The sequence below is a fragment of the Geodermatophilus telluris genome (genome assembly GCF_900102745.1).
Classification (GTDB): domain Bacteria; phylum Actinomycetota; class Actinomycetes; order Mycobacteriales; family Geodermatophilaceae; genus Geodermatophilus; species Geodermatophilus telluris.
Genome location: NZ_FMZF01000004.1, coordinates 62694 through 87392, shown reverse-complemented (window position 1 = coordinate 87392; position 24699 = coordinate 62694). Strand labels below are relative to the sequence as shown.

Here is a 24699-nt window from a genome sequence, read left to right as displayed (position 1 = left end):
GTTGCGGTGTCCGCCCGGGTGCGTCGAGGGGTCCCGCGTTGCCGTTCCTGCTGCTCCGGCTGCTGCGCACCGTCCGCGTCCGGCTCCGCGGCTGGCGGCTGCCGCTGGCGGTGGCGCTGCTGGTCTTCCTGACCAGCTGGGGGCTGATGGCGCTGGCCGAGCCGGCCGGCAGCGGGATCGTCGCCCCGGGCAGCTACTGGTGGTACTTCGTGGTCACCGCCGCCACCGTCGGCTACGGCGACCTCTTCCCGGTGTCGGCCGCCGGCCGCCTCGTCGGCGTCTACGTGATCGTCGGCGGCATCGTGACGCTGACCCTGCTGTTCACCGAGCTGGCCACCGCCCTGCAGACCGTGCGGGGCCGGCGGCTGAGAGGAGTGGTGGCCCTGGACCTCCGGGACCACGTCGTCGTCCTGGGCTACACGGCCGGGCGGACCGAGCGGATCGTCGCCGAGCTGTGCGTGGAGCCGGGCACCCGGATCGCGCTGTGCGCCCACGACGACGTGCCGGTCAACCCGATGCCCGAGCAGCAGCAGGTGTCCTTCGTCCGCGGCGACCTGACGCGCGCCGACGTCATGGTGCGCGCCGGCGTCGACCGCGCGCGCACGGTCGTCGTCGACGGCCGCGACGACAACGAGACGCTGGCCATCGCGGTGGCCGTCGACCACGCCAACCCGCGGGTGCACCTGGTGGCGGCGGTGCGCGACCTGGGCCGCCGCGAGAGCCTGCGCTACGTCAACGCCGGCGTGCAGGTGGTGCAGTGGCACATGCCGTTCCTGCTGTCGGAGGAGGCGGCCGACCCGGGGCTGACCCAGGTCTACAACGAGCTGATGACCGCCGGCGGGCACGGCAACACCTACTCGCTGCAGGTGCCGCCCGGCCCGGCGCCGCGCAGCTACGGCGACTGGCAGACCGCCGTCGGCCGCGACTTCGGCGCCACCCTGCTGGCCCTGCGCACCGGCGACGGCCTGGTGGTGAGCCCGCGCTGGGACACCCCGGTCCCCGCAGGGGCGACGCTGTACTACGTCGCCGAGGAGCGGCTCGACCCCGCCCGGCTGACCGCCCGGCGCTGAGCCGGGAGGTCAGAGGGCGCCGAGGGCGGCGGCCACCAGCGCGGCCAGCCCGGCCAGCGCCGCCAGCACGGCGATCGCCACGAGCACGACGGGGACGACGACCCAGCGGCGCTTGAACCGCCGGCGCCGGGTGCGGGCCGGGGCCGGCGCGGGGGACGGTGCCGGCGACCGCGGTGGTGCCGGTGCCGGTGCCCGCGGCGGCGTTGCCGGTGCCGCTGCCCGCGGCGCTGCGTCCGGTGCCGCTGCCCCGGACGGCGTGGCCCGGGACGGCGTGGCCCGGGACGGGGGAGCGGCGGCACGGGCGGCGCGGCGCTCCTTGCGCTCGCGGTGCCGCTCGGCGAGGTGCCGGGCCTGGTCGCGGGCGTCGCGCGCCACGGTGCCGAGCAGCGAGGCCAGCGCCCGCAGGTCGTCGGCGTCGAAGCGCTCCACCCCGCCGCCGAGCGTCGCGCCCGCGTCGCGCGGAGGAGCGTCCCCGGCGTCCGGCGGCGTCCACGTGGCCCCGGGGGCGCTGCCGGCCAGGGCCCGCTGCAGCGCGGCGCGGGCCGCGGGCACGTCCATCCGGGCGGCCGGGTCCTTGGTGAGCAGCCCGCGCAGCACCGGTTCCAGCGGCCCGGCGCGCTCCACCGGCGCGGGGTCGTCGGTGACGACGGCGTAGAGCGTGGACATCGGCTCGCCGCGCTCGAAGGCCAGCCGGCCCTCGACGGCGGTGTAGAGCGTGGCGCCCAGCGACCACAGGTCGGCGGCCGGGCCGGCGTCCTCGCCGCGGGCCCGCTCGGGGGCCATGTAGGACGGCGAGCCGATGATCGCCCCGGTGGTGGTGATCGACGGGTCGTCGGTGGTCACCGCGATGCCGAAGTCGGTGAGGTGGGCGGTGCAGTCGCGCCCGACGAGCACGTTGGCCGGCTTCACGTCGCGGTGCACGATGCCCGCGGTGTGCGCGGCCTCCAGCGCGCCGAGCACGTCGAGGCCGATGCGCGCGACGGTGGCCCACGGCAGCGGCCCGTGCTGGTGCACGACCTCCTGCAGGCTGCGCGCGTCGACCCGCTCCATGACCAGCCAGGGCCGGCCGTCCTCCTCGACCACGTCGTACACCGAGGTGGCGCACGGGTGCTCGAAGCGCGCCGCGACCCGGGCCTCGCGCAGGGTGCGGCGGCGCAGCGCGTCGCGCTCCTCGGTGCTCAGGTGGGCCGGGAAGTCGACCTCCTTGAGCGCCACGGTGCGGCCCAGGACCCGGTCGGTGGCGCTCCAGACCACGCCCATGCCGCCCCGGCCGAGCACGCCGTCGACGGCGTAGCGCCCGGCGACCAGGCGTCCGGTACCCGCTTCGGCGGACATGGGCCGGACAGTACGCCCGGAGCCTGGCCGCTGCCCCGGCATCACGCGGGGTTCGTGGGCGCCTCCGGGTCGCTCTGTGCCTCGAGGTCGGCGGCGGTGCGCTCGTCCTCCATCTCCAGGGCGATGTCGCGCGGCTGCGGGGTCTCCGGGTCGGGCTGCTGCGGCGTCGTCATGCCCGGCAGCCTGCCCCGGATCGCTCCGGCCCGCTCCCTAGACTCCGGCGACCGTGAGCCCTCCCCGGCTGCTGGTCGCCAACCGCGGCGACGTCGCCGTCCGCGTCCTGCGCACCGCCGCCGCCCTCGGCCTGGCCACCGTCGCCGTCGCCCCGGAGGACGACGCCGGCGCGCTGCACGTGCGCCGGGCCGACTCCTGGGTCCGGCTGCCCGGTGCCGGCCCGGCGGCCTACCTCGACGTCGCGGCGGTGGTGGGCGCGGCGCGGGAGTCCGGCGCCGGCGCGCTGCACCCCGGCTGGGGGTTCCTCGCCGAGAGCGCCGAGCTCGCCCGGGCCTGCGCCGGGGCCGGGGTCACCTTCGTCGGCCCCGACCCCGCCGCGCTGGCGCTGTTCGGCGACAAGGCCGCCACGCGGGCGCGTGCCGCCGCGCTCGGCCTGCCCGTGCTCGCCGCGACGGAGGCCGACCCCGACCCGGAGACGGCCACCCGCTTCCTGGCCGGCCTGGGGGAGGGCGCGGCGGTGATGGTCAAGGCGCGCGCGGGCGGCGGTGGCCGCGGGATGCGCCCGGTGCGCGACCCGGCCGAGCTGGCCGGTGCCGTGGAGCGCTGCCGGTCGGAGGCGCGGGCGGCCTTCGGCGACGGCGCCGTCTACCTGGAGCGGCTCCTCACCGGGGCACGGCACGTCGAGGTCCAGGTGGCCGGCGACGGCGCGGCGGTGGTCGCGCTCGGCGACCGCGACTGCTCGCTGCAGCGCCGCCGGCAGAAGCTGGTGGAGGTCGCCCCGGCGCCCGGGCTGGACGACGCGCTGCGCGCCCGGCTCGCCGCGCACGCCGCCACGCTGTGCGGGTCGGTGTCCTACCGCGGGCTGGCGACGGTGGAGTTCCTCGTCCGGGGCGAGGAGGTGGTCCTCCTGGAGGTCAACCCGCGGCTGCAGGTCGAGCACACGGTCACCGAGGAGGTCACCGGCCTGGACCTGGTGGAGGTCGCGCTGCGACTGGCCGAGGGGGCCACGCTCGCCGAGCTGGACCTGGCCGTGCCGCCGCCCGCGCGCGGGGTCGCCGTCCAGGCGCGGGTCAACGCCGAGACGCTGCTGCCCGACGGCACCGTGCAGCCGGCGGCCGGGGTGCTCGAGCGGTTCGTCCCGCCCACCGGCCGCGGCGTGCGCGTGGACACCGCCGCCGAGCCCGGCGGGGAGGTCAGCCCGCGCTACGACCCGCTGCTGGCCAAGGTGGTCGTGCACGACCGCGACCTGCCGCGGGCGCTCAACGGCGCGTCTCGGGCCCTGGCCGAGCTCGACGTCGCCGGCGTCGCCACCAACCGCGACCTGCTCGCGGCGCTGCTCGCGCTGCCCGAGGTCGCGGCGGGGCGGGCGGGCACCGACCTCGTCGACGCCCGCGTCGCCGAGCTGGTGCCGCAACGACCGGCCACGGCGCCGGTGGCCGTGGACGGCGTCCTGCCGGTGACCGCGCCGCTGTCGGGCGCGGTGGTCGAGGTGGCCGCCGCCGAGGGCGACGCGGTGGCCGCCGGCGCGGCCCTGCTGGTGCTCGAGGCGATGAAGATGGAGCACGTCGTCCCCGCCCCGGCCGGCGGCGTGGTCACCGGGCTGCGGGTGCGGCCCGGCGACGTGGTGCGCGCCGGCGCGGTGCTCGGCGGCGTCGTCCCGGGCGAGGTCGGCGACGACGCCGCCCGGCCGGACGGCGGCGACCCCGGCGCCGTGCGTCCCGAGCTCGCCGAGCTGGTCGAGCGCCGCGCCGCCACCCTCGACGAGGCCCGCCCCGAGGTGGTCGCCCGCCGGCGCGCGGCCGGGCGGATGACCGCGCGCGAGACGGTCGCCGCGCTGGTCGACGAGGACACCTTCGTCGAGTACGGGCAGCTCGGCCTCGCCGCGCAGCGCGCCCGCCGGTCGCTGGCCGAGCTGGTCGCGCGGACGCCGGCCGACGGCATGGTCACCGGCGTCGGGGAGGTCGACGGCGTGCCGTGCGCGGTCCTCGCCTACGACTACACGGTGCTGGCCGGGACGCAGGGCCACGTCAACCACCGCAAGACCGACCGGCTGCTCGAGCTGGCCGCCGAACGGGCCCTGCCGGTGGTGCTGGTGGCCGAGGGCGGCGGCGGGCGGCCCGGGGACACCGACGGCGCCGGCGTCTCCTGGCTCGACGTCCCGACGTTCACCACGATGGCGCGGCTGGCCGGGCGGGTGCCCACCGTCGCCGTCGTCTCGGGGTACTGCTTCGCCGGCAACGCCGCGCTGGTCGGGTGCTGCGACGTCGTCATCGCCACCGAGGACAGCAGCATCGGCATGGGCGGCCCGGCGATGATCGAGGCCGGCGGGCTGGGCGTCGTCGCGCCGGAGGACGTCGGGCCGACCGCGGTGCAGGCGGCCACCGGCGTGGTCGACGTCGTGGTGCCCGACGACGCGGCCGCCGTGGCCGCCGCCCGGCAGGCGGTCGGCCTGCTCACCGGGCGGGTGCGCCCGGGGGAGTGCGCCGACCAGCGGGCCCTGCGGACGGCGCTGCCGGTGAACCGGGTGCGCAGCTACGACGTGCGCCCGGTGGTCACCACGCTGGCCGACACGGGCAGCGTGCTGGAGCTGCGGCCCGCCTTCGGCCGCGGGGTCGTCACCGCGCTGGCCCGCCTCGACGGGCGGCCGGTCGGCGTCGTCGCCAACGACCCGCGGCACCTCGGCGGCGCGATCGACGGCGAGTCGGCCGACAAGGCGGCGGCGTTCCTGCGGCTGTGCGCCTCGGCCGGGCTGCCGGTGGTCTCGCTGGTGGACACCCCCGGCTTCATGGTCGGGCCGGAGTCCGAGCGCACCGGCACCGTGCGGCGCTTCGGCGGGCTCTACACGGCGGGTGCGCAGCTGCCGGTGCCGCTGCTGGCGGTCGTGCTGCGCAAGGCCTACGGCCTGGGCGCGATGGCGATGCTCGGCGGCGACCTGCGTGCCCCGCTGCTCACGCTGGCCTGGCCCACCGGCGAGTTCGGGCCGATGAGCCTGGAGGGCGCCGTCCGGCTCGGGCACCGGCGCGAGCTCGAGGCGCTCGGCCCGGAGGCGCGCGAGGCCCGCTTCGCCGAGCTGGTCGCCGGGTCCTACGCGCAGGGCAGGGCGCTCAACGTCGCGTCGGCGTTCGAGGTCGACGACGTCGTCGACCCGGCCGACACCCGCGACGTGCTGGTGCGTGCGCTGGCCGGACTCGCCCCGGCCCCCTAGCGTCCGGTCGTGCCCCGATACCGCCTGACCACCGCGGACGGCTCCGTGCTCCGCGAGTGGGACGCCGCCGACGCCGCGACCGCCGAGGACGAGGCGGTGCGCACCGTCGAGGAGCACCGCGCCGGCGACCCGCAGGGTGCGGCGGAGTACCTGCTCACCGACGAGAGCGGTGGCGACGTCGCCCGCTGGGGTCCGGTCGCGCCCTGATCAGGCCGGGCCGAGGCGGCGCAGCAGCACCTCGTGCTCGAGGCGCAGCACGACCTGGGTGACCAGGTCGCGCACGGCGCCCTCGGCCTGCCGGCCGATGAGCGGCGCGTCGACGCGCGCGTCACCGGTCACCGTGGAGCGCGTGCCGCCGTCCGCCGGCGCCAGCCGCCGCTCGCAGGTCACCAGCGCGCTGCGGCCCATGATCTCCGCGCGCAGGTCGAGGTCGCCGCGGTGGCCGCCGCCGCCGTCCGGCGTCCAGGTGGTCACCTGCGCGACCGGCACCGTGGCGCCGACGAACCGGGCGAAGACGGGTGGGATGCCGGTGGTCGGCGCCGACAGCCGCACCCGCGTGGTCGTCGCCGTGCCCTCGGTGCCGGTGGACACCTCCTGCACCTGCGCCTCCAGCTCCCGGGCCACCTCCCGGAGGAAGGCCTCGTCGGTGAGGACGGCGAGCACGCGGTCGGGGTCGGCGGCGTAGGTCCGGGTGACGTCGATGGGCACGCCTCATCCTCGTCCGGGCGAGGCTGGGCCGCCCACCCGGGTCGCGGGGGGCCAGACTCCCGCCATGGGGGCGGTGGTGGTCCGGACGGCGGGACCGGCGGACGCCGGACCGGTCGCGGGCGTGTTCGCGCGGGCCGGGCGGGCGGCGTGGTCGTCCTTCCTCGGCGACGTGCTCGCCGAGCCCGACGTGCCGCTGTGGCGGGACCGGGTGCGCGCGGACGGGTTCCTGGTCGCCGAGCGGGACGGCACCGTCGTCGGGTTCGCCCGGGCCGACGCGGCCACCGGTGAGGTGGCGCTGCTGTACGTGGACCCGGCCGAGCAGGGACGGGGCACCGGGCGCGCGCTGCTGGCGGCCGTCGTGGACCGGCTGCGGGCAGCCGGGTGGGACCGCGCCCGGCTGCGCACCGAGGAGCGCAACGCCGGCCCGCGGGCGTTCTACGAGCGGGCCGGGTGGCGCCCGACCGGGGAGGTCGGGGAGCGGGAGTGGGCCGGGCGGCGGCTGCGCGAGGTCTGGTACGCCCTGGACCTCCCGGGCTGACGTGCGGTCGGCCGGTGTCGGGGCGGGTGCGTCAGGGCGCGGGTGCCGGCTCGACCGGGGCGCAGGTCGGCTCGGCGGGCGGGACGGCGGGGTCGGTCGGCTCGGCTGTGGAGTCGGGCGCCACGGTCGGCTCGGTGGTGGTCCCGCTCGGCTCGGTGGTGGTCTCGCTCGGCACGGCGGCGGGGTCGGTCGGCGGGGCGGTGGGGTCCGGTGCCGCGGTCGGCTCGGCGGCCGGCTCGGCCGGGGTGCACTCCGCAGCCGCGGGTGCCGGCTCGGGCGCCGGCTCCGGGGTGACCTCTGCGGTGGGCGTCGGGTCGGTGGTGGGCGTCGACACGGCGTCCGGGCCGGGGGTGGGCTCCGGTGTGGGCTCCACGGTCGGCGTGGGCTCGGGCGCCGGGGTCGTGGGCTCGGAGGTGGGGGTCGGCTCCGGCGTGAGGGTGGGCTCCGGCGTGGGCTCGGGGGTCGGCTCGGGCGTGGGCTCCGGCGTGAGGGTGGGCTCCGGCGTCGGCTCGGGCGTGGGCTCGGGGGTCGGCTCGGCCGGGGCCTCCTGCGGCGCCGGAGGCTCGGCCGGCGTCGGCACCGCGTCCGGGGTCGGGCTGGGCTCCGGGCTCGGCGGCGGAACCGGATCCGGGGTGGGCGCCGAGGGCGGGGCCGGGACGTCCGCCGGGGTCTCAGGGGCCGGCGGCGGCGCGACCGGCGTCCCGGGAGGCGCAATCGGCGACGGCGGCGGGAGGCTCGTCGCCGGCGCGGGCGGAGGCGCGGGCGCCCACCCGTCCTCGAAGCCCGGAGCCAGCACGCCGATGCTCGGGACCTCCAGCGGGCCGGCCGGCGGGGGCGGGGGCTCGGCCACCCTCGCCGCGCTGCTGGCCGCCGACGACGTGGCCGCCGACGTCGCGGACGCCGGGGTGCGGGCGGCCGCGGTGGGCAGCGCGGAGGTCGCCGCCAGCGCCGCCGTCACCCCGAGGGCGCAGGCGCTCGCGCCGATGACCGGGACGAGGCGGGCTCCGCGCCCGCGTCCCGATGACCTCCCCACGCGCTCTCCCCCTGAGCTGTCGGCCGACGCGGACCCCATCGTGACCCGGACCCGGGGAGGCGGGCCAGGGGAACGGCCACGGTCAGCCGTCCGGGCCGGCCGCCGTCAGCCGGACGGGTGCACCGCTGCCGCTCACGCGGGCAGGCCGGCGGCCCGGCGCAGCGCGGCCAGCCCCTCCGGCGTGCCCGGCCAGTGGCGCGCCAGGGCCTCCGGTCCGGCCCGCCGGACCACCGAGCGCAGCACCAGGACGGTCACCACCGCGTCGTCGGCGTACCCGAGGACGGGCACGACGTCGGGCACGAGGTCGACCGGCGAGGCCAGGTAGAGCACCAGCAGCCACAGCCGGACGCGCACCCCGCGGGGCAGCGTGCGGTCGCCGGCCAGCCGGCGGACCAGGCGCAGGACGTCGGGCAGCAGCCGCAGCAGGTCCCGCAGCCGGGTCTCCTCCGGCCGCCGCCACCACAGGACGGCGACGAGGACGGCCCAGCACAGCACCAGGCCGCCGGCGACGGCGAGCAGCGTCCAGGCCCACCCCGGCACGGGTCAGCCCGCGTTGCGGCGGGCGATGTCCGCGCTGAGGACGACGGCGAAGGCGGTCCAGCCGGCGTAGGGGAGCAGCAGCCGGCCGGCGACCCGGTCCAGCCGCGCGCTCCGCCGGGTCAGGTCCGCGGTGGAGGCGAGCACGGCGGCCTCCACCGTGGCCAGCGGCGGCCGGTGCGCGCGGAAGAACGTCCAGCTCCAGCCGGCGTTGAGGAGCAGGTTGGCGGCGTAGGCGCGGACGTAGCCCCGCCCGCCGCGCGGCACCGCCCGGGAGCCGGCCGCCGCCAGCAGCACGTACAGCACCGTCCAGACGACGCCGAAGACCGGGCCGGGCGGCTGCCAGCGCGGCTTGTCCAGCCGCCGGTACCACGGTGAGGTGACGTCGGTGGCCGCCGAGCCGACCAGCGCGGTCGCGGCGACGGCGGCGGAGGTGGCCAGGGTGGTGGACCGCATCAGCCGAGCATGCTCCGCACCGATGAGTCCCGCGGCCCGAGCGGGTCGGTGCTGCACGTCCCCGAGCCGAGGAGCCCGCATGCCGTCGACCACCGCACCGTCCGGTCTCCCGGCCGTCGGCCTGGCCGCCGCGGCCGCCGTCGCGTCGAGCACCGCCTGGTACACCGCCTTCGGCCGGCGCCTGGCGCAGCTCGACGAGGTCTACGCCGCCGGCGGACCCCCGCCGCCGTGGCTGCCGCCGGTGGAGTTCGCCCGCAGCGCCGTCGTGGCCGCGGCGGTGCGCACCCTCGCCGTCCGCACCGGGGCCACCGCCCCGGCCGACGCCGCCCGGCTGGCCCTCGGGCTGTGGGCGGCCTTCCCCGGAGTGCTGCTCACCGGGTCGGTCGTCCACGAGAAGGTCCCGTGGCAGCAGGCCGCCATCCACGCCGGCGACTGGCTGGTCAAGCTCCTGCTCGTCTCGGCGGTCACCACCCGCATCCCGCGGCGACGGGCCCGGGGCGGCTGACGCCCGCGGCCCGCCGGCCCCGCGGTCAGCGGGACCAGTCCGCGGCACGGGTCCGCAGCCAGCGGGTGGCGCCGTCGGCGGCGCGGCGCTGCTCCTCGCGGAGGCCCGGCGCGTACGGGGGAGGGGGCAGCAGGGAGCCCGCCCGCCAGTAGCCGGCCAGGGCGACGAGGACGGCGTCGACGGCGGCCGGCGGCGCGGCGCGGCCCGCGGCCCGGGACCGGAAGACGGCCTCGACGTCGTGCCGCCCGCTGCGCCCGGCCACGGTCGGCAGGAGGCACACCAGGTCCAGCCAGGGCGCCCCCACGGCCGGCCACGCCCAGTCGACGAACGCCACCTCCGTGGCGGTGAGCAGCACGTTGTCCCGGCGCAGGTCGAGGTGCAGCAGGGTGTCCCCGTCCACGCCGTCGGCCCAGCGCGGCTCGCGGGCGGCCAGCTCGGCCAGGTGGCCGGCGGCCCACGGGTCGACGGCGGGCAGCGCCGGGTGCCCGGAGAGCCCGGCCCAGGCGCCGCCGAGGACACCGGCGAAGGCGTCCCGCACCGGCGCCGCGCCGGGCACCGGGTTGGGCGTGAGCGCACGGGCGCTGCGGTCCACGGCGTCCAGGACGCGGGCCAGGTCGCCGTCGTCCCAGTCCGGCGAGGGGAAGCGGCCGGCGACGTCGTCGAAGACCAGGCACACCCAGTCGCCGTCGTCGAGGTGCGTCCACATCCGCGGCGCGGGCACCGCCGGCGGCAGGGCGGCGTTGACCGCGGCCTCGTGCCGGTAGGCGGTGACCACCCACTCGCCGTGGGCCGCCGACGCCGCCTTGGCGAAGCACCGCCGCCCGTCGGCCAGCACCAGCCGGGCGGCGATCCCGGGCGTGTGCCCGCCCGGCGGCGACGCGGCGGAGGCCACGGGCGCGCCGACGGCGTCGGCCACCGCCCGGCGCACCGCGGCGGGGAGCGTCGACCAGGGACTGCGCACGCCGGCACCCTCCTCCTGACCGGCGCGCCGGTGCACGAACGCAGCCGTGACGGCCCGGTGACGCAGCGGCCCTAGCGTCCGTGCGGTCCGCGGGCACCCGGCCTGCGTCGGGGGGAGACGCGATGGAACGGCTCACGTCCACGGGGCAGGCCCGGTCCGTCGCGGCACGGGCGCAGGCCGGGACGGGCTCCTGGCCCTCCCCGGTGGACTGGCGCGACGAGGTCCTGTACTTCCTCCTGCCGGACCGGTTCAGCGACGGTGGCGAGGCGGGCCGGCCGCTGCTGACCCGGCAGGAGGTCCGCGACCTGCGCAGCCGGGTGGACCGGGACGGGTGGAGCTGGCAGCGGTGGGCCGAGTCGGGCGGCCGCTGGCAGGGCGGCACGCTGGACGGCGTCCGGGGTCGCCTGGACTACCTGCGGGGGCTGGGCGTCACCGCCCTGTGGATCGGACCGGTCTTCCGGCAGCGGGCGCACCTGGACACCTACCACGGGTACGGCATCCAGGACTTCCTCGACGTCGACCCCCGCTTCGGCACCCGGCAGGACCTCGTCGACCTCGTCGCGGCGGCGCACGGTCACGGGCTGCGGGTGGTCCTCGACGTGATCGTCAACCACAGCGGCGACAACTGGGCCTACGTCCCCCCGGGGCACGACCTGGACGCGGAGACCGTCCGGCCGCCCTACCTCCCGTGGCCCGGTCACTACACCGACCCCGCGTCCGGGGAGGGCCGGGACTGGCGGCTCGCGTGGCGCGACTCCGCCGGACGGCCCGCCACCGTCGACGGGGACGCGGTCGACGAGGCCGACGACGGCGTCTGGCCGGAGGAGCTGCGGCACCCGGGGTGCTACACGCGGGCCGGCTGTGGCGTCCTCGGCGCCGGCTCGATCGCCGACCCGCACGCCGAGCACAAGCGCACCGACTTCCTCACCCTCAAGGACTTCGCGCTCGACACCGGCGACGTCCTCGCCGAGCTCGTCGCCTGCTACCGGTACTGGATCGCGCTCACCGACTGCGACGGGTTCCGCATCGACACCGTCAAGCACATGGCCCTGGAGGAGGCCCGCGCCTTCTGCGGCGCCATCCGCGAGTACGCCGACTCCCTGGGCAAGCGCAACTTCCTGCTGGTCGGCGAGATCGCCGGTGGCGACGACCAGCAGGACTTCGTGCTCGACCACCTGGCGGTGCTGCAGCACAACCTCGGTGCCGCGCTCGACATCGGGTCGGCCCGGCTCGCGCTGACGGCGGTGGGCAAGGGGCTCGTCCCCGGGGCGGAGTACCTGTCCGGCTTCGACGCGGCCAGCCAGGGGTTCGGCTCGCACCGGTCCCTCGGCGACCGGCACGTCTCGGTGCTCGACGACCACGACCACGTCTTCGGGGCGAAGCTGCGGTTCTCGGCGGAGATCCCCGACGACTCCCCGGTCAAGGACCACCAGGTGTGCGCCGCCACCGCGGTCCAGCTGTTCACCCTCGGCATCCCGTGCGTCTACTACGGCACGGAGCAGGCCTTCGCCGGCCCGGCGCACTCCCAGCTGGAGCACCTGCGGGAGGAGGGCTGGGGGAGCGCGGACCGCTACCTGCGGGAGGCGATGTTCGGGCCGGAGCACCCGCGGGCCGCGCACACCGAGCCCCTGGCGACCCAGGTGGCCGAGGTGGACGCGTCGCTGCCGGGCTTCGGCCCGTTCGGCACCAGCGGCCGGCACGCCTTCGACCCGGACAGCCCGGCCTACGTGCGCATCGCCGCACTGTGCGCGGTCCGCGCCGCCCACCCGGCGCTGCGCATCGGCCGGCAGTACCCGCGACCGCTGCGGCTGCCGGGGCGGGGCTTCGAGCTGCCGCCGGCGGGGGAGCTGGTCGCGTGGTCGCGCGTCCTCGACGTGCAGGAGGCCGTCGTCGCGGTCAACCCGAACGGCACGGCCGCCCGCGGCGGGGACGTCGTCGTCGCCGCCGAGCTGGCCCCACCCGGCAGCCGGTACGAAGTGGTGGCCAACACCGCGCAGGCCGCCGACCCGGCCGGCTACCGCGGTCCCCACCGGGTCGGCGACCGGCTCCCCGTCCGGGGCCGGACGGCGCCGGGCGAACCCGCCTACGTCGAGGTCCGCGACGTGCCGCCGGCCGAGGTCGTCGTCCTGGTCCGGGTGGGCTGACGACGGCGCCCCGCGTCAGCCGCTGGTGAGGACGACGAGCTGCTGGGTGGCCCGGGTCATCGCGACGTAGCGGTCCACCGCCCCCTCGACACCGCCGCCGAACGCCTGGGGGTCGACGAGGACGACGAGGTCGAACTCGAGGCCCTTCGCCAGCTCCGGGCTCAGCGACTGCACGCGCGCCGTCGCGCGGAACCCGGGGTCGCCGACGACGCAGGCGGTCCCCTCGGCGTGCGCGGCGAGCCAGCGGTCGAGCACCGCGTCCCGCTCGGCCACCGACCCGTGGACGACGGGCACGCCGGTGCTGCGGACGGAGGTGGGCACGTTGGCGTCGGGGAGCACCGCGCGGATGACCGGCTCGGCCTCGGCCATGACCTCCGCCGGTGTCCGGTAGTTGACGGTGAGCGAGGCCAGCCGCACCTCGCCCAGCCCGACCCTGCGCAGCCGCTCCTGCCACGACTCGGGGAAGCCGTGCCGGGCCTGGGCGCGGTCGCCGACGACGGTGAGGCTCCGGGACGGGCAGCGCAGCAGCAGCACCTGCCACTCGGCGTCGGTCAGCTCCTGGGCCTCGTCCACGACGACGTGCGCGAACGGGCCGGCGAGGGCGTCCCGGTCGGCGACGGGCAGGGCCGCCCGGTCGACCAGGGCGTCGCGGAGGTCGGCGTGGCGCAGGCTGGTCATCAGCAGCAGCTCGGAGTCGTCGGTCGCGATCAGCTCGTCGATCACCGCGGACATGCGCTCCTGCTCGGCGGCCACGGTGGCGCGGTGCCGGTGCTGACGGCGGGCGTGCTCCGGGTCGCCGAGCCGCTGCCGGGCGGCGTCGAGCAGCGGCAGGTCGGACACCGTCCAGGCCCGGGGCTCGGCGCGCTGCAGCAGCCGCACCTCCTCCGCGTCGAGCCAGGGCGCGCACCGGCGCAGGTACGCCGGCACCGACCACAGGTCCGCGACGACGTCGGTCGGCTCGAGCAGCGGCCACGCCCGGGTGAACGCCGCGCGCAGCTGCCGGTCCCGCCGCAGCGCCTCGCGGACCCGGTCGGGGTCGACGCCGCCGTCCTCCAGCCGGTCGGCCAGCATCGCCAGCAGCTCCTCCCACACCTGCTCGCGTGCCTCGTTGTGCGGTGTCCCGGGCTCGCGCGCGTCGAACGCCTCGGCCCAGTCGGCGGCGTCCAGGGGCAGGTCGCCCCAGGGGGTCCCCACCGTCGTCCGCCGCGTCGGGGGCTCCTCGTAGAAGCGGACGGCCGTCTCGACGGCGGCGACGAGGTCCGCCGACCCCTTGAGGGCGGCCACCCGCGGGTCGGTCTCGACCGTGGCCGCGGCCCCCTCGGGGACCAGGTCGCGCAGGGTGCAGGTGAGCACGCCCTCCTCGCCGAGACCGGGCAGGACGTCGGAGACGTAGGCCAGGTAGGGCTGGTGCGGGCCGACGAACAGCACGCCGCCGCGGTGGTGGCCCAGCCGCGGGTCGGAGTAGAGCAGGTAGGCGGTGCGGTGCAGCGCGACGACGGTCTTGCCGGTGCCCGGGCCGCCGTCGACGACGAGCGGGCCCTGCGAGCCGGCGCGGACGATCGCGTCCTGGTCGGCCTGGATGGTGCCGAGCACGTCGCGCATGCGGGGGGACCGGCTGCTGCCCAGGCTGGCGATGAACGCGGACTGGTCGTCGAGCGCCGCGTGCCCCTCCAGCCCGTCGGGCGTGAACACCTCGTCCCAGTAGTCGGTGACCCGGCCGCGGGTCCAGCGGTAGCGGCGACGGCTGGCCAGCCCCATCGGGTTCGCGTGGGTGGCGCCGAAGAACGGCTCGGCCGCGGGGGAGCGCCAGTCGACCAGCAGCCGGCGGCCGGCGGCGTCGGTGAGGCCGAGGCGCCCGACGTACACCGGCTCGCCGCCGTCGGCGCCCACCGTGCGGCCGAGGCAGAGGTCCAGGCCGAAGCGGCGCAGCGTGCGCAGCCGGGCGGTGAGCCGGTGCACCTCCAGGTCCCGGTCCAGCGCCGCCTGGCCGGACCCGCCCGGGGCGCGGCGCTCGGCGGCGAGACGGTCGGACAGGTCGGCCACCGTCGCCCGGAGGCCTCGGCCACGGCGGCGAGGTGCTCCTCGTCCCGGCCGACGAGCGCCGGGTCGGCTTTGGCGGCGAGGTGTGCGGGGAGGTCGAAGGCGCTGGTCACCCGCGCCGTCGCCCCGGTCCCCGCTGTCGTCGACGTCTGCACCTGGTGCCTCCCGAGTCCGCAGGTCCCCGCTCCGGCCGGCGAGTGTGCGGCCCCACCCGGGTCTTGCCGCAAGCCCGGGGCTGCGCTATAGGTTGAAGTGGGAGGAGGTGTGGTCCCTCTCCTCCGTCCTCTCCCTCCGCCCCCGGGTTCCCGCGCAGCCGTGCCATCCACCGGCAGCGGGCCTGCCGGGACGACGGCGTCCGGGTCATCGTGTGCGCGCCGCACCGTGCCGAGCCGCAGGAGGACCCGATGACCCCCGCAGGACAGCTGCGACTGGCCGAGCAGTGCCGCGTGGTCGTCGACAACGACTGGGCCGGCGACCCCGACGGCCTCGTCGCCCTCGCCCACCACCTGCTCTCGCCCACCAACCGGGTCGTCGCGGTCACCAGCTCCTTCCTGAACCCGGTGTTCGGGCAGGGGGACGGCACCGCGCAGCGGGGTGCGGCGCTGGCGCAGGAGCTGGTGGACCTGGTCGGCGGTCTGCAGCGGCCACCGGTGCACACGGGGGCGGAGGCGGCGTTCGAGCCCGGCGGCCCGGGTTCGGCGGCGTCCGCGGCGATCGTCGCCGCGGCGCGGCGGGACGACGACCTGCCGCTGATCGTCGTCTGCGCGGGCCCGCTGACCAACGTCGCCGCGGCGCTGGAGCAGGCACCCGACGTCGCCACCCGGCTGACGCTGGTGTGGGTCGGTGGCGCCCTGGCTCCGGAGGCCCCCGAGTACAACCGCGACACCGACCCGCGGGCCGCCGAGGCGGTGCTCGCGCAGCCGGACCTCGCCGTCCGGCAGTTCCCGCTGGAGACCTACCGCCGGTGCGCGTACTCCGTCGCCGAGCTGGAGCACGACCTCGCCGGCAGCGGCCGGGTGGGCCGGTGGCTGTGGGACCGGTTCGTCGAGCTGCCGCTGCCGGAGTGGGTGCGGCTCGGCGGCGTCTGGCCGCTCGGGGACAGCCCGCCGGTGCTCCTCACCGCGCTGAGCGACGAGTCGAGCACCTCCCGGGAGGTCCCGTCCGCGGCGGACGCCCCCGCGCGCCGCGTCTACACCGACGTCGACGTCCGGCTGCTGTTCGGCGACATGCTGGCCAAGCTCCGCCGGCACGAGGACCGGTCGTGGCGGCCCGGGCTCAGTTGATGCAGCTGGTGTCGTCGGCGGTCCGGCCCCCCTCGGCGGGAGCGGGCGCCGCGGACCCGTCCGGCGCCTCCGCCGCGCCGCCGCCCGCGGCGTCGCTGCCCAGGACCAGCTGGACCGTCCCGGGCTCCACGTCGTCGCCGACCTCGGTGGTGGCACCGGGGACGGCGGCCGCGAGCGTCGCGGCCAGGACCTCGTCGCCCGGCGCGTGGCGGACGACGGTCTGCTCGTGGTCGCTGGTGGCGGCGTTGCCGGTCGCGGTGACGACGAACCCGGCGGCCTCGAGCCCGGCGGCGGTGTCGGCGGCCAGGCCGGGGATGCCCGAGCCGTTGTAGACCTCCACCGACACCTCCGACGGCGCCACGGTGGCCGGTGCCTCGGGCGCGGGCGGAGCGGCCTCCGGCTCGGCCGACAGCTCGGCGAAGAACGCCCGCAGCGTCTCCTCGTCGGCCAGCCGCACGATCGAGCGGCCGTCGTCGTCCTCCGCGTCGGGGTCGGCGATCGGCACGGTCTGGAACCGGATGTCGTCGAGGCGCACCGCCTGCATCTGCTGGGCGAGGTCGAGCAGCACCAGGTCGCGGTCGATGGTCAGCGAGCGCGAGACCGCCTCGATGAGCCGCCGCTGCCTGCCGAGGTCGAGCAGCGTGTCCTGGGAGAGGACCTTGCGCAGCACCCCGCCGATGAACACCTGCTGGCGCACGATGCGGTCGAGGTCGCCGCGGGGCAGCGCCGGGCTGCCGTCCGGGCGGACGCCGTGCCGCTGGCGGACGAAGGCGAGCGCGTCGGCGCCCTCGATCGTCTGCACGCCGGCGTCGAACCTCGCGCCGGAGTACGCCGAGTCGTCCACGGCCGAGCACAGGTTGACCTCCACGCCGCCGACGACGCTGCTGAGCTCGAAGAAGCCGAGCAGGTCCACCTCGGCGTAGTGGTCGATGCGCAGCCCGGTGAGCCCGCTGATGGTCTGCACCAGCAGCTGCCGGCCACCGGCCCGGCGCTCCTCGTCCGGGGCGGACCCGTCGACGTCGCCGTAGCCGTACGCGTAGGCGGCGTTGAGCTTGTCCGTCCCGTGCCCGGGGATCTCCACGTAGGAGTCGCGGGGGAAGGAGACGAACGAGGCGCTCGACCCGTCGGCCGGGAGGTGCACCAGGATCATCGTGTCGGTGTTGGTGCCGGAGTCGGTGCCGGCGCTGAGGTCCTCGAGCTGCTCGGGGGTGAGGTCGGCCCGGCTGTCGTTGCCGACCAGCAGCAGGTTCACCGCCTCGGCGGTGCCGTCGGCGTCGGCGTTGCCCGAGCCGGGGATGGCGTCGGTGCGGGTGACCGTCGCCTCGGCGACCCGGGTGAGGTACCAGCCCCAGCCGCTCACCCCGAGCAGCACCACCGACAGGACGGCGGCGACCGCGCGCGCCACGACCGCGCCCCGGCCGGCGCGCGACGCCGGCGGCTGCGGGGTCGGCGGCCCCGGGGCTGCGGCGGCGCCGTGCGGGTGCGCGGGGCGGCCGGCACGCGGGTCCAGCCGCGGGGGCAGGGGACGGCCTGCGCCGTCCTCGTCCCGGTCCCGGTCCACGGGGCGAGGTTAGGGGCGGTCGGCGTCCCGCAGGGGCCCGCGGCGCGCGGGGCCGGGGGTCGGCGGAGGTGGCGTCGGCTCAACGCTGCGCTGCCCAAGCCGATAGGAGGAGTCGGCGGTGTTCCGAGACCGCCGCGACCCGACAGGAGGCCCATGGTGCGCCCTGGCTCACGGCTGCTCGACGCGCGCGTGAAGGTGGCTGCTCTGACGGCCGGCGGCGTGCTCGTGGCCGGACTGGCCGGCTGGGGTGGCTCGGTGGTGGGCGCCGACGGTGCTGGGTCGACGTCCGCTGCAGGACCGAGCAGCAAGGCGGAGGTCCATCCGTCCGGTGGTCCGGCGACGTCCGCGTCGACGCCGAGTCCTGCGCCGGCGAGTGCCACGACGGCACAGCCGACGGCACCGCCACCGCCAGCCCCCAGCCAGGCCGCGGATCCGTCCTCGTCCCCGGTGCGCCCGACGGGTGCCGCCCCGGAGATCCCCAGCACGCCGGCCCGGGCGCTCGCGCCGGCGGAGCCCCCGCCGTTCCAGGGCGTGCCCGACATCGCGTTCGTCGGACCGTCGCGCGACTCGACCAATGGGCAGTGGTACTGGCGGGTCGGTCTACTCGGCTTCCCGCCTGACACGGTGGTCGAGATCAGCGGTTCCGACACCTACGGCAACACCCGGGTCGCTCCGCTGGCGATGACGACAGCGGAGGGTTCCTGGAACCCGTTCACCGCTGGGTTCGGAGTGGACTTCGCCTACGGGGGCACGTGTGAGCGCGCAGTGCCCGCGACGGTCACGGCGCGCGGCGCGGGCTTCTCGGTCACCGAGACGGCCCCGCGCCCGCTGGAGTGCGACGGGGGCACGACGCTGGACGGCCCGTGGCCCCGACCGGTCCTCCCGGTGCCGGCACCGGCTCCCCCGACGGCCACCGCGGAACCGAGCCGAGGCTGACGCCACCGGCACCGCACCTGCGGGGGTGCCCCGCTCTCGAGGACCGCGGATCAGGCGAGCGTGGCCGTGTCGAGCACGAAGCGGTAGCGCACGTCGGAGGCCACGACCCGGTCGAAGGCCTCGTCGAGCCGGTCCGCCGCGATCGTCTCGACCAGCGCGGCGATGCCGTGTCCGGCGCAGAAGTCGAGCACCTCCTGGGTCTCCCGGATGCCGCCGATGTTCGAGGCGGCGTAGGAGACGCGCCGCATGAGCAGCGACAGGACGTCCAGCGACTGCGGGTGCTCGGGGATGCCGAGGTTGACCAGCGTGCCGTCCACCGCCAGCAGGGACAGCAGGGCGTCGACGTCGACCGACGCGCTGACCGTGTTGAGGACGAGGTCGAAGGAGGCCGCCAGCCGGGCGAAGGTGTCCGGGGCGCTGGTGGCGGCGTAGTGGGTCGCGCCCAGCCGCAGGCCGTCCTCCTGCTTCTTCAGCGACTGCGACAGCACGGTGACCTCGGCCCCCAGGGCGGAGCCCAGCTGGACGGCCACGTGGCCCAGCCCGCCGAGGCCGACGACGGCGACCCGCGTGCCGGGACCGGCGCCCCAGTGGCGCAGCGGGGACCAGGCGGTGACGCCCGCGCACAGCAGCGGCGCGGCGACGTCGAGCGCGAGGCCGTCGGGGATGCGCAGGACGAAGTCCTCGGTGACCACGATGCCCTCGGCGTAGCCGCCCTGCGTCGGCCGGCCGTCCCGGCCGGTGCTCGAGTAGGTCTCGACGTAGCCCTCGGTGCAGAACTGCTCGTCCCCGCGCCGGCAGTACCGGCACTCGCGGCAGGAGTCGACCAGGCAGCCGACGCCGACGCGGTCGCCGACCCGGAACCGGGTCACCTCGGGGCCCACCTCGGCGACGACCCCGGTGATCTCGTGGCCCAGCACGACGGGGTAGGCGGTGGCCCCCCACTCGCCGCGGGCGGTGTGGATGTCGGAGTGGCAGATGCCGCAGTAGCGGACGTCGATGCGCACGTCGTGCGGGCCGACGTCCCGGAGCTCGACCGTCGTCGGCGTCAACGGCGCCGTGGGGGACGTGGCGGCGTACGCCTTGACGGTCGTGGGCACGGGCTCCTCCTGCGGGGTGTCGAAGTGCGTCGGGGAGGACCGCCTCACCGCGAGGTCCACGCTACGGATGCCGTCCTCGGCGGAGGGAGCCCCTGTTCTCACCCTCGGGGTCTGCGGCGGAGGACGAGATCTCACCGGCCGCACGCCCTGTGCACGTCGCGCCGGTGCTGATCTCGAGCGGTCGCTAGGTCCGCTGTGGGCAGGGCCTTCGGGGTCATCCCACGTTGACGGCGTCGTGACGGCCCGGTGCCTACGGTGTCGGGCCCGAGGTTCGCCTCGGCTACCGATGAACCGCAACAGCGACGCCCCGAGGGCTGCCACAGGTCTTTCCTCCATCCATTTGACCTCTGGTCCCCACTCAACGCGGCTCCAGAGGCGCAACGACTCCCGAGGATCGTCGCGCGGGATTTCGATCAGCTCGACGTGCAGTTCCGGACAGGGGAGTGAGAGGATGCGACGCCGGCGCCGAAGTGATTGGCAAGTAGAGTTGACGGCGCTCACCAAGCGGCTTCGGCACCTTCAGGGCTGGGTGCAGACACAAACTCAGATCTCGGAGCCACAGGAGCTCATCGAGGTCATCTCGTCCAACCTGGACGCCGCGGAGGAGCAACTGGGGAAGACGCCGTCCGCGTCAAGCCTCACGGTGATCCTCGCTCATCTGGACTCCGCGCAAACGGACCTTCTGCGGCTGGCGCCCACCTCTTTTCTCCACGGAGCGCTTCCCAACCTCGTCATGCAGGCTCGCAAGGCACTGGCTCCCGATGACCTGCGACTCCTCAGGCTCGAGCAGCTCGCCACCGTCACGCAATCCGTCGAGTACACCGAGGACGACAGGCAGGTGATCGTCGCAAGCGCCGTAGCAGTCAACGAGGAGGATCGACGCAATCGTCTTCGGTTGGAGAGTTTTCGACGCATCATCCTGGCGACCACGGGCTCCCTCGTGATCCTGGCAACGATCGCCGGGGTGCTGGGCTCTGCATATCCCAGCCTCTTCCCGGTCTGCTTCACCAGCACCGTGGCCGACCGCGTGCAGGTCGCCTGCCCGACCGCAACCAGTCCCTTGACTTCCTCCATACCTGACGGGTCATTCGGGGACGTGGACGAAGTCACAGCTCAGCTCGCGGATCCGATCAACATCGTCTTCCTCGAGTTCCTGGGGGTTCTCGGCGCGGCTCTGTCGACTGCCATAGCGATCAAGAACCTCAGAGGCAGTGGCGATCCGTACAACCTCTCGCTGGCTCTCGTGCTGTTGAAGACGGCCACCGGCGCTCTGATTGCTCTGTTCGGCATCATCCTGGTGAACGCAGGTCTGGTCCCAGGTATCGAAGTGCTGGACACCAGCAGCGAGATAATCGCATGGGCACTCGTATTGGGATACGCCCAACAACTGTTCACCGGAGTCATTGACAGGCGTGCCGCCTCCGTGTTGGAGGAGGTCGACGCTGTGACGAGGACGGCCTGAGGCTCGCACCATCTTCGTGATCGCGTGGGGTCTTCGCCATGCGGAAGGGTGCGCCGTTGGTGACAGTGCAACGTTCAACCGTCCTGGCGCGGATGGGAGTCACACGGCCGCTGTCCCTATCGGGGACGGCCTCGTCCGTGGATGCAGGTGCATCAGGATGATGACGCTGTGCCGGGCCCTCCCTCTATTCACGTGGTGGAGACGCTGCTGGTGAGGTGGGTGGCCGACCTGACCTTGCGTCGCGCTGGATGTGTCGGAACAGCAGGTACAGGGCGACCCCGACGGTGACGAACAGCGCGGCCATCGCGATGTCGCCGACCGGGCTGCCCTAGAACGTGGCCGGCTGGGCGTCCATGTGCTGTCCGGCAGGAGGTGCGGTGCCCGGTACAGGCGGGTGCCGGCGCGGGCGGCCAGCTGGGCGGCGCCGCCCAGGACGACCACGAGCAGGTACAGGGCGCCGGCTGCCCGAGGGGCCCGTCCCCGCAGTGACGAGCCCTCGGTGGTCGATCGCCATGGACGTCACGATGAGGGGGGCGACTCGACGGGGACATCCGTCCGCGGGTCCGGGTCGGCCTGGCCGATGGGGACGGCTCGTGCTCTCGACCGATCCGCCCCCGGGGACGCTGCGGGTGCGGCGGACGGCTGCGGGAGACTCTGCGGCGTCAGGCGCGGCCGGTCTCGTGGGCCCACATGGCGAGCTCGACGCGGTTCCGGGCGCCCAACTTCCGCATGAGGCTGGCGAGGTGGGCCTTGACGGTGCTCTGGGTGATGTAGAGCTCGCCGGCGATCTCGTCGTTGGTGCGGCCTCGGGCCACGGGCACGAGGACCTCCTCCTCGCGGGCGGTGAGCGGTTCCACCGGCTGCCTCGGTGGTGAGGTCTGTCCGTGGGCGAACGCTGCGAGCAGTCGGACCGTGACACTCGGTGCGATCAGTGCGTCTCCGTCGGCGGCGGCGTGGATGGCCTGGGTCAGCAGGGCGGGTCCGGCGTCCTTGAGCAGGAACCCGCGGGCGCCGGCCCGGAGCGCCCCGTGGACGTACTCGTCGAGGTCGAAGGTGGTGATGACCACGATCGGCAGGGGGTCGGGCACGTCGGGGCCGGCGAGGCGCCGGGTGGCTTCGATGCCGTCCATGAGCGGCATCCGGATGTCGAACAGGCCGACGTCGGGGCGCAGCCGGAGCGCCAGGCGGACGGCCTCGCGCCCGTCGGCGGCCGCGCCGACCACGTCGATGTCGGGTTGCGCGTCGAGCAGCATCGTCAGCCCGGTGCGCACGATGGGCTGGTCGTCGGCGACGAGGACCCTGATGCTCATCATGGCCTCCTGGTCCGGGGCAGGACCGCCTCCACCCGCCAGCCCCGCTCGGCGGCGGGGCCTGCGGAGAAGGTGCCGCCGAGCAGTGAGGCGCGTTCCCGCATGCCCACCAGGCCGTAGCCCGCTGGGGCGCGGCCGCCGGCGGGGGAGCCGTCGTCCTCGATCGTCAGCCGTACCCGGTCGGCGTCGCCGGTGACGGCGACGGTGACCTGGGTCGCGTGGCGGGCGTGCCGTCGGGCGTTGGTGACGGACTCCTGGGCCAGGCGGTAGATCGCGGCGCCGACCGCCGGGCTGAGGTCGTCGAGCTCGCCGGAGAGCGCCACCTCGACGCACGGACGGGCCTGGCCGTCGGTGGCGAGCTGCTCGACCTCGGCGACGCCGGGTTGCGGTGCCAACCCGGTGTCCTGCGAGGCGCGGAGCACCCCGACGATGGCGCGCAGCTCGGTGAGGGTGCGGGTCGCCGCGTCCTCGATGGTGGCCAGGGCCTCGACGGCACGCTCGGGGTGGCTGGCCGCGACGGCGCGTCCTGCCTGGGCCTGGACGGCGATGCCCGAGACGTGGTGGGCGACGGTGTCGTGGAGCTCACGGGCGAGCTGTTCGCGTTCGCGGGCCTTGGCCCGGTCGATGTCGCGGACGCGGCTCTTCGCGCGGTAGCGGACCGCGGCGCCGAGCGCGGCGGCGAACAGGAAGAGCCCGTAACCCTCGACCGTCCCCACCAGGCCGGTGGGGTCGGCGGTGCTGGTGACGGGCAGCCAGAGCAGGATGACGCCGAGGCCGATCGCGGCTTCCCGACCGGAGCCCCACCGGAACAGGGCGTAGGGCAGGATCAGCGCCGCGGACATGCTGTTCATGTCGAGCAGGACGCCCTGCGACCCGGTGAGGATCCTGACGACGTCGAGGATCGTCAACGTGCCGAAGGAGACCGCGACCGCGGCGAGCGGGTGCGTGCGTCGCCACAGCAGGGGGCCGAGGACCGCGAGCACGTAGAGCAGGAGCAGCGGGCGCGGCGCCGGGTCCTGGCGGAGCACCAGCTCCCCGAGGGACCAGCCGACCAGTGCTGCGACCAGGGCCCAGTCCCGCGGCCCCTGCTCAGGGGCACCCGTGGGTCGAGGTTCGGCCCACAGCGAGCGGAGTGCGCTGGTGGCCACCTGACCAGCCTAGGTAGCCCGCGTGCTCGGGGTATCGGCCGAAAGTACGAGGGCTCGGCTGTGCCGACGGCCAGGTCGGAGGGGGCCTCGGGGCCGATGTGCCCGCCGCCGCCATCCGTGACGGTGGCAGCACCTACCCGGTCCGACCAAGGAGCACTGTGATGAGAGCGCCTCGATCCCACACCGCGCTGGAGACCTCGCCGTCCCGGAGCACGCTGGAGGACTCGCGCGTGCCCGTGCGAGCGAAGCTCGCAGCAGCGTGGACCAGCGTCATGTTCCTCTACATCTACGTCGACTACTTCCAGCTGTTCACGCCCGGGTACGTCGACGAGATACTGGCCGGCAGGATCCACACCTACGACATCGGCCAGACCTTCGTCGTCATCGGGGTCACGGTCGTGGCCATCCCGAGCCTCATGGTCCTGTTCTCCACGACACTGCCGGCCCGTGTGAACCGCGCCACCAACCTCGTCGTGGCAACGCTCTACGTCCCCGTCTCGGTGTACAACGCGGTCGGGGAGTCCTGGACCTGGTTCTTCGGCCTCACGATCGGACTCGAGGTGCTGATCCTGGCCTTCGTCCTGCGCTCCGCCTGGACCTGGCCACGCCGCACCCCGTCGCCGGCGACCGGGGCGATCAGCCTCGACGACGAGCCGCTCCGCGCGGCGCAGCGGGCCTGACCGCCCGCCGCACGTCCCCAGAGGCGGTCCGGTCGTGATCGAGGCACAAGAGCTCACCGAGCCGCACGGCGGCACCACCGTCGGGCACTCCCTCAGCTCCACGATCGCGCCCGGGACCGTCACCGGGTCCCTCGGCCCGAACGGCGCCGGCGGGTCCACGACCGTGCGCACGACCACGGGACCGGACCAGCCGGCGTCGGGCACCGTCACGGGCAAGCCCTCCGGCAGCAGCGACACCCCGCGGACCGTGGGCACCGTGCTGGCACGGGACCCGAACCTCACGATCGGAGACCGAGGGGCACGCTGTCGACCTGGGGTTCCACCGGTGGGGCGGGTGGGGCTCGAACCCACGACCCAGGGATTATGAGTCCCGTGCTCTGACCGGCTGAGCTACCGCCCCGAACGAGTGCGCTCCAGCCTGCCAGACGCCGTCATCCCGCTCGACCGGCGTCCAGGCAACTCACAGTCACCTTCCGGTCACATCTCAGTCACGACCTCCAGCGTGAGAGCTCCCCG

23 protein-coding genes and 1 tRNA gene are annotated in these 24699 nt (G+C 76.0%); 11 read left to right on the top strand and 13 right to left on the bottom strand.

Features of this window, described 5'->3' with window-relative positions; all coding sequences use genetic code 11:
- The first annotated feature begins 38 nt into the window (after positions 1 to 38).
- Positions 39 to 1070, top strand: a complete 1032-nt coding sequence (locus tag BLQ97_RS13805) for an NAD-binding protein (protein ID WP_091366600.1) — start codon at positions 39 to 41, stop codon at positions 1068 to 1070.
- Between the two features lie 9 nt (positions 1071 to 1079).
- On the opposite strand, the gene BLQ97_RS13800 is transcribed toward BLQ97_RS13805, so the two are convergent.
- Together BLQ97_RS13800 and BLQ97_RS24250 are read right to left on the bottom strand one after the other, a co-directional pair.
- Entirely contained in the window at positions 1080 to 2405 is a 1326-nt protein-coding gene (locus BLQ97_RS13800; protein ID WP_091366599.1) for a serine/threonine-protein kinase, read from the bottom strand.
- Positions 2406 to 2446: 41 nt separating this feature from the next.
- A complete protein-coding gene (locus BLQ97_RS24250) occupies positions 2447 to 2578 on the bottom strand; it encodes a hypothetical protein (protein ID WP_281181412.1) in 132 nt (43 codons plus the stop codon).
- A 53-nt stretch (positions 2579 to 2631) separates the two neighbouring features.
- Between BLQ97_RS24250 and BLQ97_RS13795 the strand changes: the two genes are divergently transcribed.
- Both BLQ97_RS13795 and BLQ97_RS13790 read left to right on the top strand, forming a co-directional pair.
- Positions 2632 to 5784 carry a carboxyl transferase domain-containing protein gene (locus BLQ97_RS13795; RefSeq protein ID WP_091366598.1) on the top strand — a complete coding sequence of 1051 codons (3153 nt, stop codon included), beginning with the start codon at positions 2632 to 2634 and terminating at the stop codon, positions 5782 to 5784.
- A gap of 9 nt (positions 5785 to 5793) precedes the next feature.
- Positions 5794 to 5991, top strand: a complete 198-nt coding sequence (locus BLQ97_RS13790) for a hypothetical protein (RefSeq protein ID WP_091366597.1) — start codon at positions 5794 to 5796, stop codon at positions 5989 to 5991.
- Here the strand turns inward: BLQ97_RS13790 and BLQ97_RS13785 are convergent, their stop codons facing one another.
- Positions 5992 to 6492, bottom strand: coding sequence for a DUF2505 domain-containing protein (locus BLQ97_RS13785; RefSeq protein WP_091366596.1), 501 nt, complete (start codon positions 6490 to 6492; stop codon positions 5992 to 5994).
- Positions 6493 to 6556: 64 nt separating this feature from the next.
- Between BLQ97_RS13785 and BLQ97_RS13780 the strand changes: the two genes are divergently transcribed.
- The gene (locus BLQ97_RS13780) at positions 6557 to 7030 is read left to right on the top strand and encodes a GNAT family N-acetyltransferase (RefSeq protein ID WP_175471740.1); all 474 of its coding nucleotides are present in this window, start codon (positions 6557 to 6559) and stop codon (positions 7028 to 7030) included.
- Between the two features lie 31 nt (positions 7031 to 7061).
- Here BLQ97_RS13780 and BLQ97_RS22985 read toward each other — a convergent pair whose 3' ends face one another.
- The 3 genes from BLQ97_RS22985 to BLQ97_RS13765 form a co-directional block, all read right to left on the bottom strand.
- Positions 7062 to 7610, bottom strand: a complete 549-nt coding sequence (locus BLQ97_RS22985; RefSeq protein ID WP_139173647.1) for a hypothetical protein — start codon at positions 7608 to 7610, stop codon at positions 7062 to 7064.
- A gap of 585 nt (positions 7611 to 8195) precedes the next feature.
- Positions 8196 to 8603, bottom strand: a complete 408-nt coding sequence (locus tag BLQ97_RS13770; RefSeq protein ID WP_091366594.1) for a DUF1232 domain-containing protein — start codon at positions 8601 to 8603, stop codon at positions 8196 to 8198.
- Positions 8604 to 8606: 3 nt separating this feature from the next.
- Positions 8607 to 9056, bottom strand: a complete 450-nt coding sequence (locus BLQ97_RS13765; RefSeq protein ID WP_175471739.1) for a TspO/MBR family protein — start codon at positions 9054 to 9056, stop codon at positions 8607 to 8609.
- 79 nt (positions 9057 to 9135) lie between these two features.
- On the opposite strand from BLQ97_RS13765, the gene BLQ97_RS13760 reads away from it, so the two are divergent.
- Positions 9136 to 9561: a DUF1761 domain-containing protein gene (locus BLQ97_RS13760; RefSeq protein ID WP_175471738.1), complete on the top strand. Its 426-nt coding sequence runs from the start codon at positions 9136 to 9138 to the stop codon at positions 9559 to 9561.
- Between the two features lie 25 nt (positions 9562 to 9586).
- Here the strand turns inward: BLQ97_RS13760 and BLQ97_RS13755 are convergent, their stop codons facing one another.
- Complete coding sequence (locus BLQ97_RS13755) at positions 9587 to 10522, bottom strand: phosphotransferase family protein (RefSeq protein ID WP_091366593.1); 936 nt, start codon at positions 10520 to 10522, stop codon at positions 9587 to 9589.
- A gap of 122 nt (positions 10523 to 10644) precedes the next feature.
- Here BLQ97_RS13755 and BLQ97_RS13750 point away from each other — a divergent pair, with 122 nt between their 5' ends.
- On the top strand, positions 10645 to 12666 hold the full coding sequence (locus tag BLQ97_RS13750; RefSeq protein ID WP_091366592.1) for an alpha-amylase family glycosyl hydrolase: 2022 nt from the start codon (positions 10645 to 10647) through the stop codon (positions 12664 to 12666).
- A gap of 15 nt (positions 12667 to 12681) precedes the next feature.
- Here the strand turns inward: BLQ97_RS13750 and helR are convergent, their stop codons facing one another.
- On the bottom strand, positions 12682 to 14709 hold the full coding sequence (helR, locus tag BLQ97_RS13745; protein ID WP_245692173.1) for an RNA polymerase recycling motor ATPase HelR: 2028 nt from the start codon (positions 14707 to 14709) through the stop codon (positions 12682 to 12684).
- A 401-nt stretch (positions 14710 to 15110) separates the two neighbouring features.
- Here helR and BLQ97_RS13740 point away from each other — a divergent pair, with 401 nt between their 5' ends.
- The gene (locus tag BLQ97_RS13740; protein ID WP_091366949.1) at positions 15111 to 15989 is read left to right on the top strand and encodes a nucleoside hydrolase; all 879 of its coding nucleotides are present in this window, start codon (positions 15111 to 15113) and stop codon (positions 15987 to 15989) included.
- Here BLQ97_RS13740 and BLQ97_RS13735 read toward each other — a convergent pair.
- Complete coding sequence (locus tag BLQ97_RS13735) at positions 15982 to 17550, bottom strand: LCP family protein (RefSeq protein WP_091366591.1); 1569 nt, start codon at positions 17548 to 17550, stop codon at positions 15982 to 15984. The genes BLQ97_RS13740 and BLQ97_RS13735 overlap by 8 nt on opposite strands.
- Before the next feature lie 153 nt (positions 17551 to 17703).
- Here BLQ97_RS13735 and BLQ97_RS23625 point away from each other — a divergent pair, with 153 nt between their 5' ends.
- Positions 17704 to 18486 (top strand): hypothetical protein, encoded by a 783-nt coding sequence (locus BLQ97_RS23625; RefSeq protein ID WP_217637193.1) that lies wholly within the window; start codon positions 17704 to 17706, stop codon positions 18484 to 18486.
- 50 nt (positions 18487 to 18536) lie between these two features.
- Here the strand turns inward: BLQ97_RS23625 and BLQ97_RS13725 are convergent, their stop codons facing one another.
- A complete protein-coding gene (locus BLQ97_RS13725) occupies positions 18537 to 19583 on the bottom strand; it encodes an NAD(P)-dependent alcohol dehydrogenase (RefSeq protein WP_281181410.1) in 1047 nt (348 codons plus the stop codon).
- A gap of 487 nt (positions 19584 to 20070) precedes the next feature.
- Here BLQ97_RS13725 and BLQ97_RS13720 point away from each other — a divergent pair, with 487 nt between their 5' ends.
- Positions 20071 to 21045 carry a hypothetical protein gene (locus tag BLQ97_RS13720; RefSeq protein WP_091366588.1) on the top strand — a complete coding sequence of 325 codons (975 nt, stop codon included), beginning with the start codon at positions 20071 to 20073 and terminating at the stop codon, positions 21043 to 21045.
- Between the two features lie 662 nt (positions 21046 to 21707).
- Here the strand turns inward: BLQ97_RS13720 and BLQ97_RS13715 are convergent.
- Both BLQ97_RS13715 and BLQ97_RS13710 read right to left on the bottom strand, forming a co-directional pair.
- Positions 21708 to 22355, bottom strand: coding sequence for a response regulator (locus BLQ97_RS13715; protein ID WP_091366587.1), 648 nt, complete (start codon positions 22353 to 22355; stop codon positions 21708 to 21710).
- Positions 22355 to 23503 (bottom strand): sensor histidine kinase, encoded by a 1149-nt coding sequence (locus BLQ97_RS13710; RefSeq protein WP_091366586.1) that lies wholly within the window; start codon positions 23501 to 23503, stop codon positions 22355 to 22357. Before BLQ97_RS13710 ends, BLQ97_RS13715 begins: the two co-directional genes overlap by 1 nt.
- 230 nt (positions 23504 to 23733) lie before the next feature.
- On the opposite strand from BLQ97_RS13710, the gene BLQ97_RS13705 reads away from it, so the two are divergent.
- On the top strand, positions 23734 to 24183 hold the full coding sequence (locus tag BLQ97_RS13705) for a DUF6326 family protein (RefSeq protein ID WP_245692172.1): 450 nt from the start codon (positions 23734 to 23736) through the stop codon (positions 24181 to 24183).
- A 34-nt stretch (positions 24184 to 24217) separates the two neighbouring features.
- A complete protein-coding gene (locus BLQ97_RS13700; protein WP_091366947.1) occupies positions 24218 to 24550 on the top strand; it encodes an ATP-binding cassette domain-containing protein in 333 nt (110 codons plus the stop codon).
- On the opposite strand, the gene BLQ97_RS13695 is transcribed toward BLQ97_RS13700, so the two are convergent.
- Positions 24510 to 24583: transfer RNA gene (locus tag BLQ97_RS13695), tRNA-Ile, on the bottom strand. The two genes, BLQ97_RS13700 and BLQ97_RS13695, sit on opposite strands and share 41 nt — an antisense overlap.
- Positions 24584 to 24699: the final 116 nt, after the last annotated feature.

Coding starts and splice junctions, on each gene's coding strand:
- BLQ97_RS13800 (WP_091366599.1), bottom strand. CDS start 2,405: ATGTCCGCCGAAGCGGGTACCGGACGCCTGGTCGCCGGGCGCTACGCC.
- BLQ97_RS24250 (WP_281181412.1), bottom strand. CDS start 2,578: ATGACGACGCCGCAGCAGCCCGACCCGGAGACCCCGCAGCCGCGCGAC.
- BLQ97_RS13780 (WP_175471740.1), top strand. CDS start 6,557: ATGGGGGCGGTGGTGGTCCGGACGGCGGGACCGGCGGACGCCGGACCG.
- BLQ97_RS13765 (WP_175471739.1), bottom strand. CDS start 9,056: ATGCGGTCCACCACCCTGGCCACCTCCGCCGCCGTCGCCGCGACCGCG.
- BLQ97_RS13760 (WP_175471738.1), top strand. CDS start 9,136: ATGCCGTCGACCACCGCACCGTCCGGTCTCCCGGCCGTCGGCCTGGCC.
- BLQ97_RS13750 (WP_091366592.1), top strand. CDS start 10,645: ATGGAACGGCTCACGTCCACGGGGCAGGCCCGGTCCGTCGCGGCACGG.
- BLQ97_RS13740 (WP_091366949.1), top strand. CDS start 15,111: ATGACCCCCGCAGGACAGCTGCGACTGGCCGAGCAGTGCCGCGTGGTC.
- BLQ97_RS23625 (WP_217637193.1), top strand. CDS start 17,704: ATGGTGCGCCCTGGCTCACGGCTGCTCGACGCGCGCGTGAAGGTGGCT.
- BLQ97_RS13715 (WP_091366587.1), bottom strand. CDS start 22,355: ATGAGCATCAGGGTCCTCGTCGCCGACGACCAGCCCATCGTGCGCACC.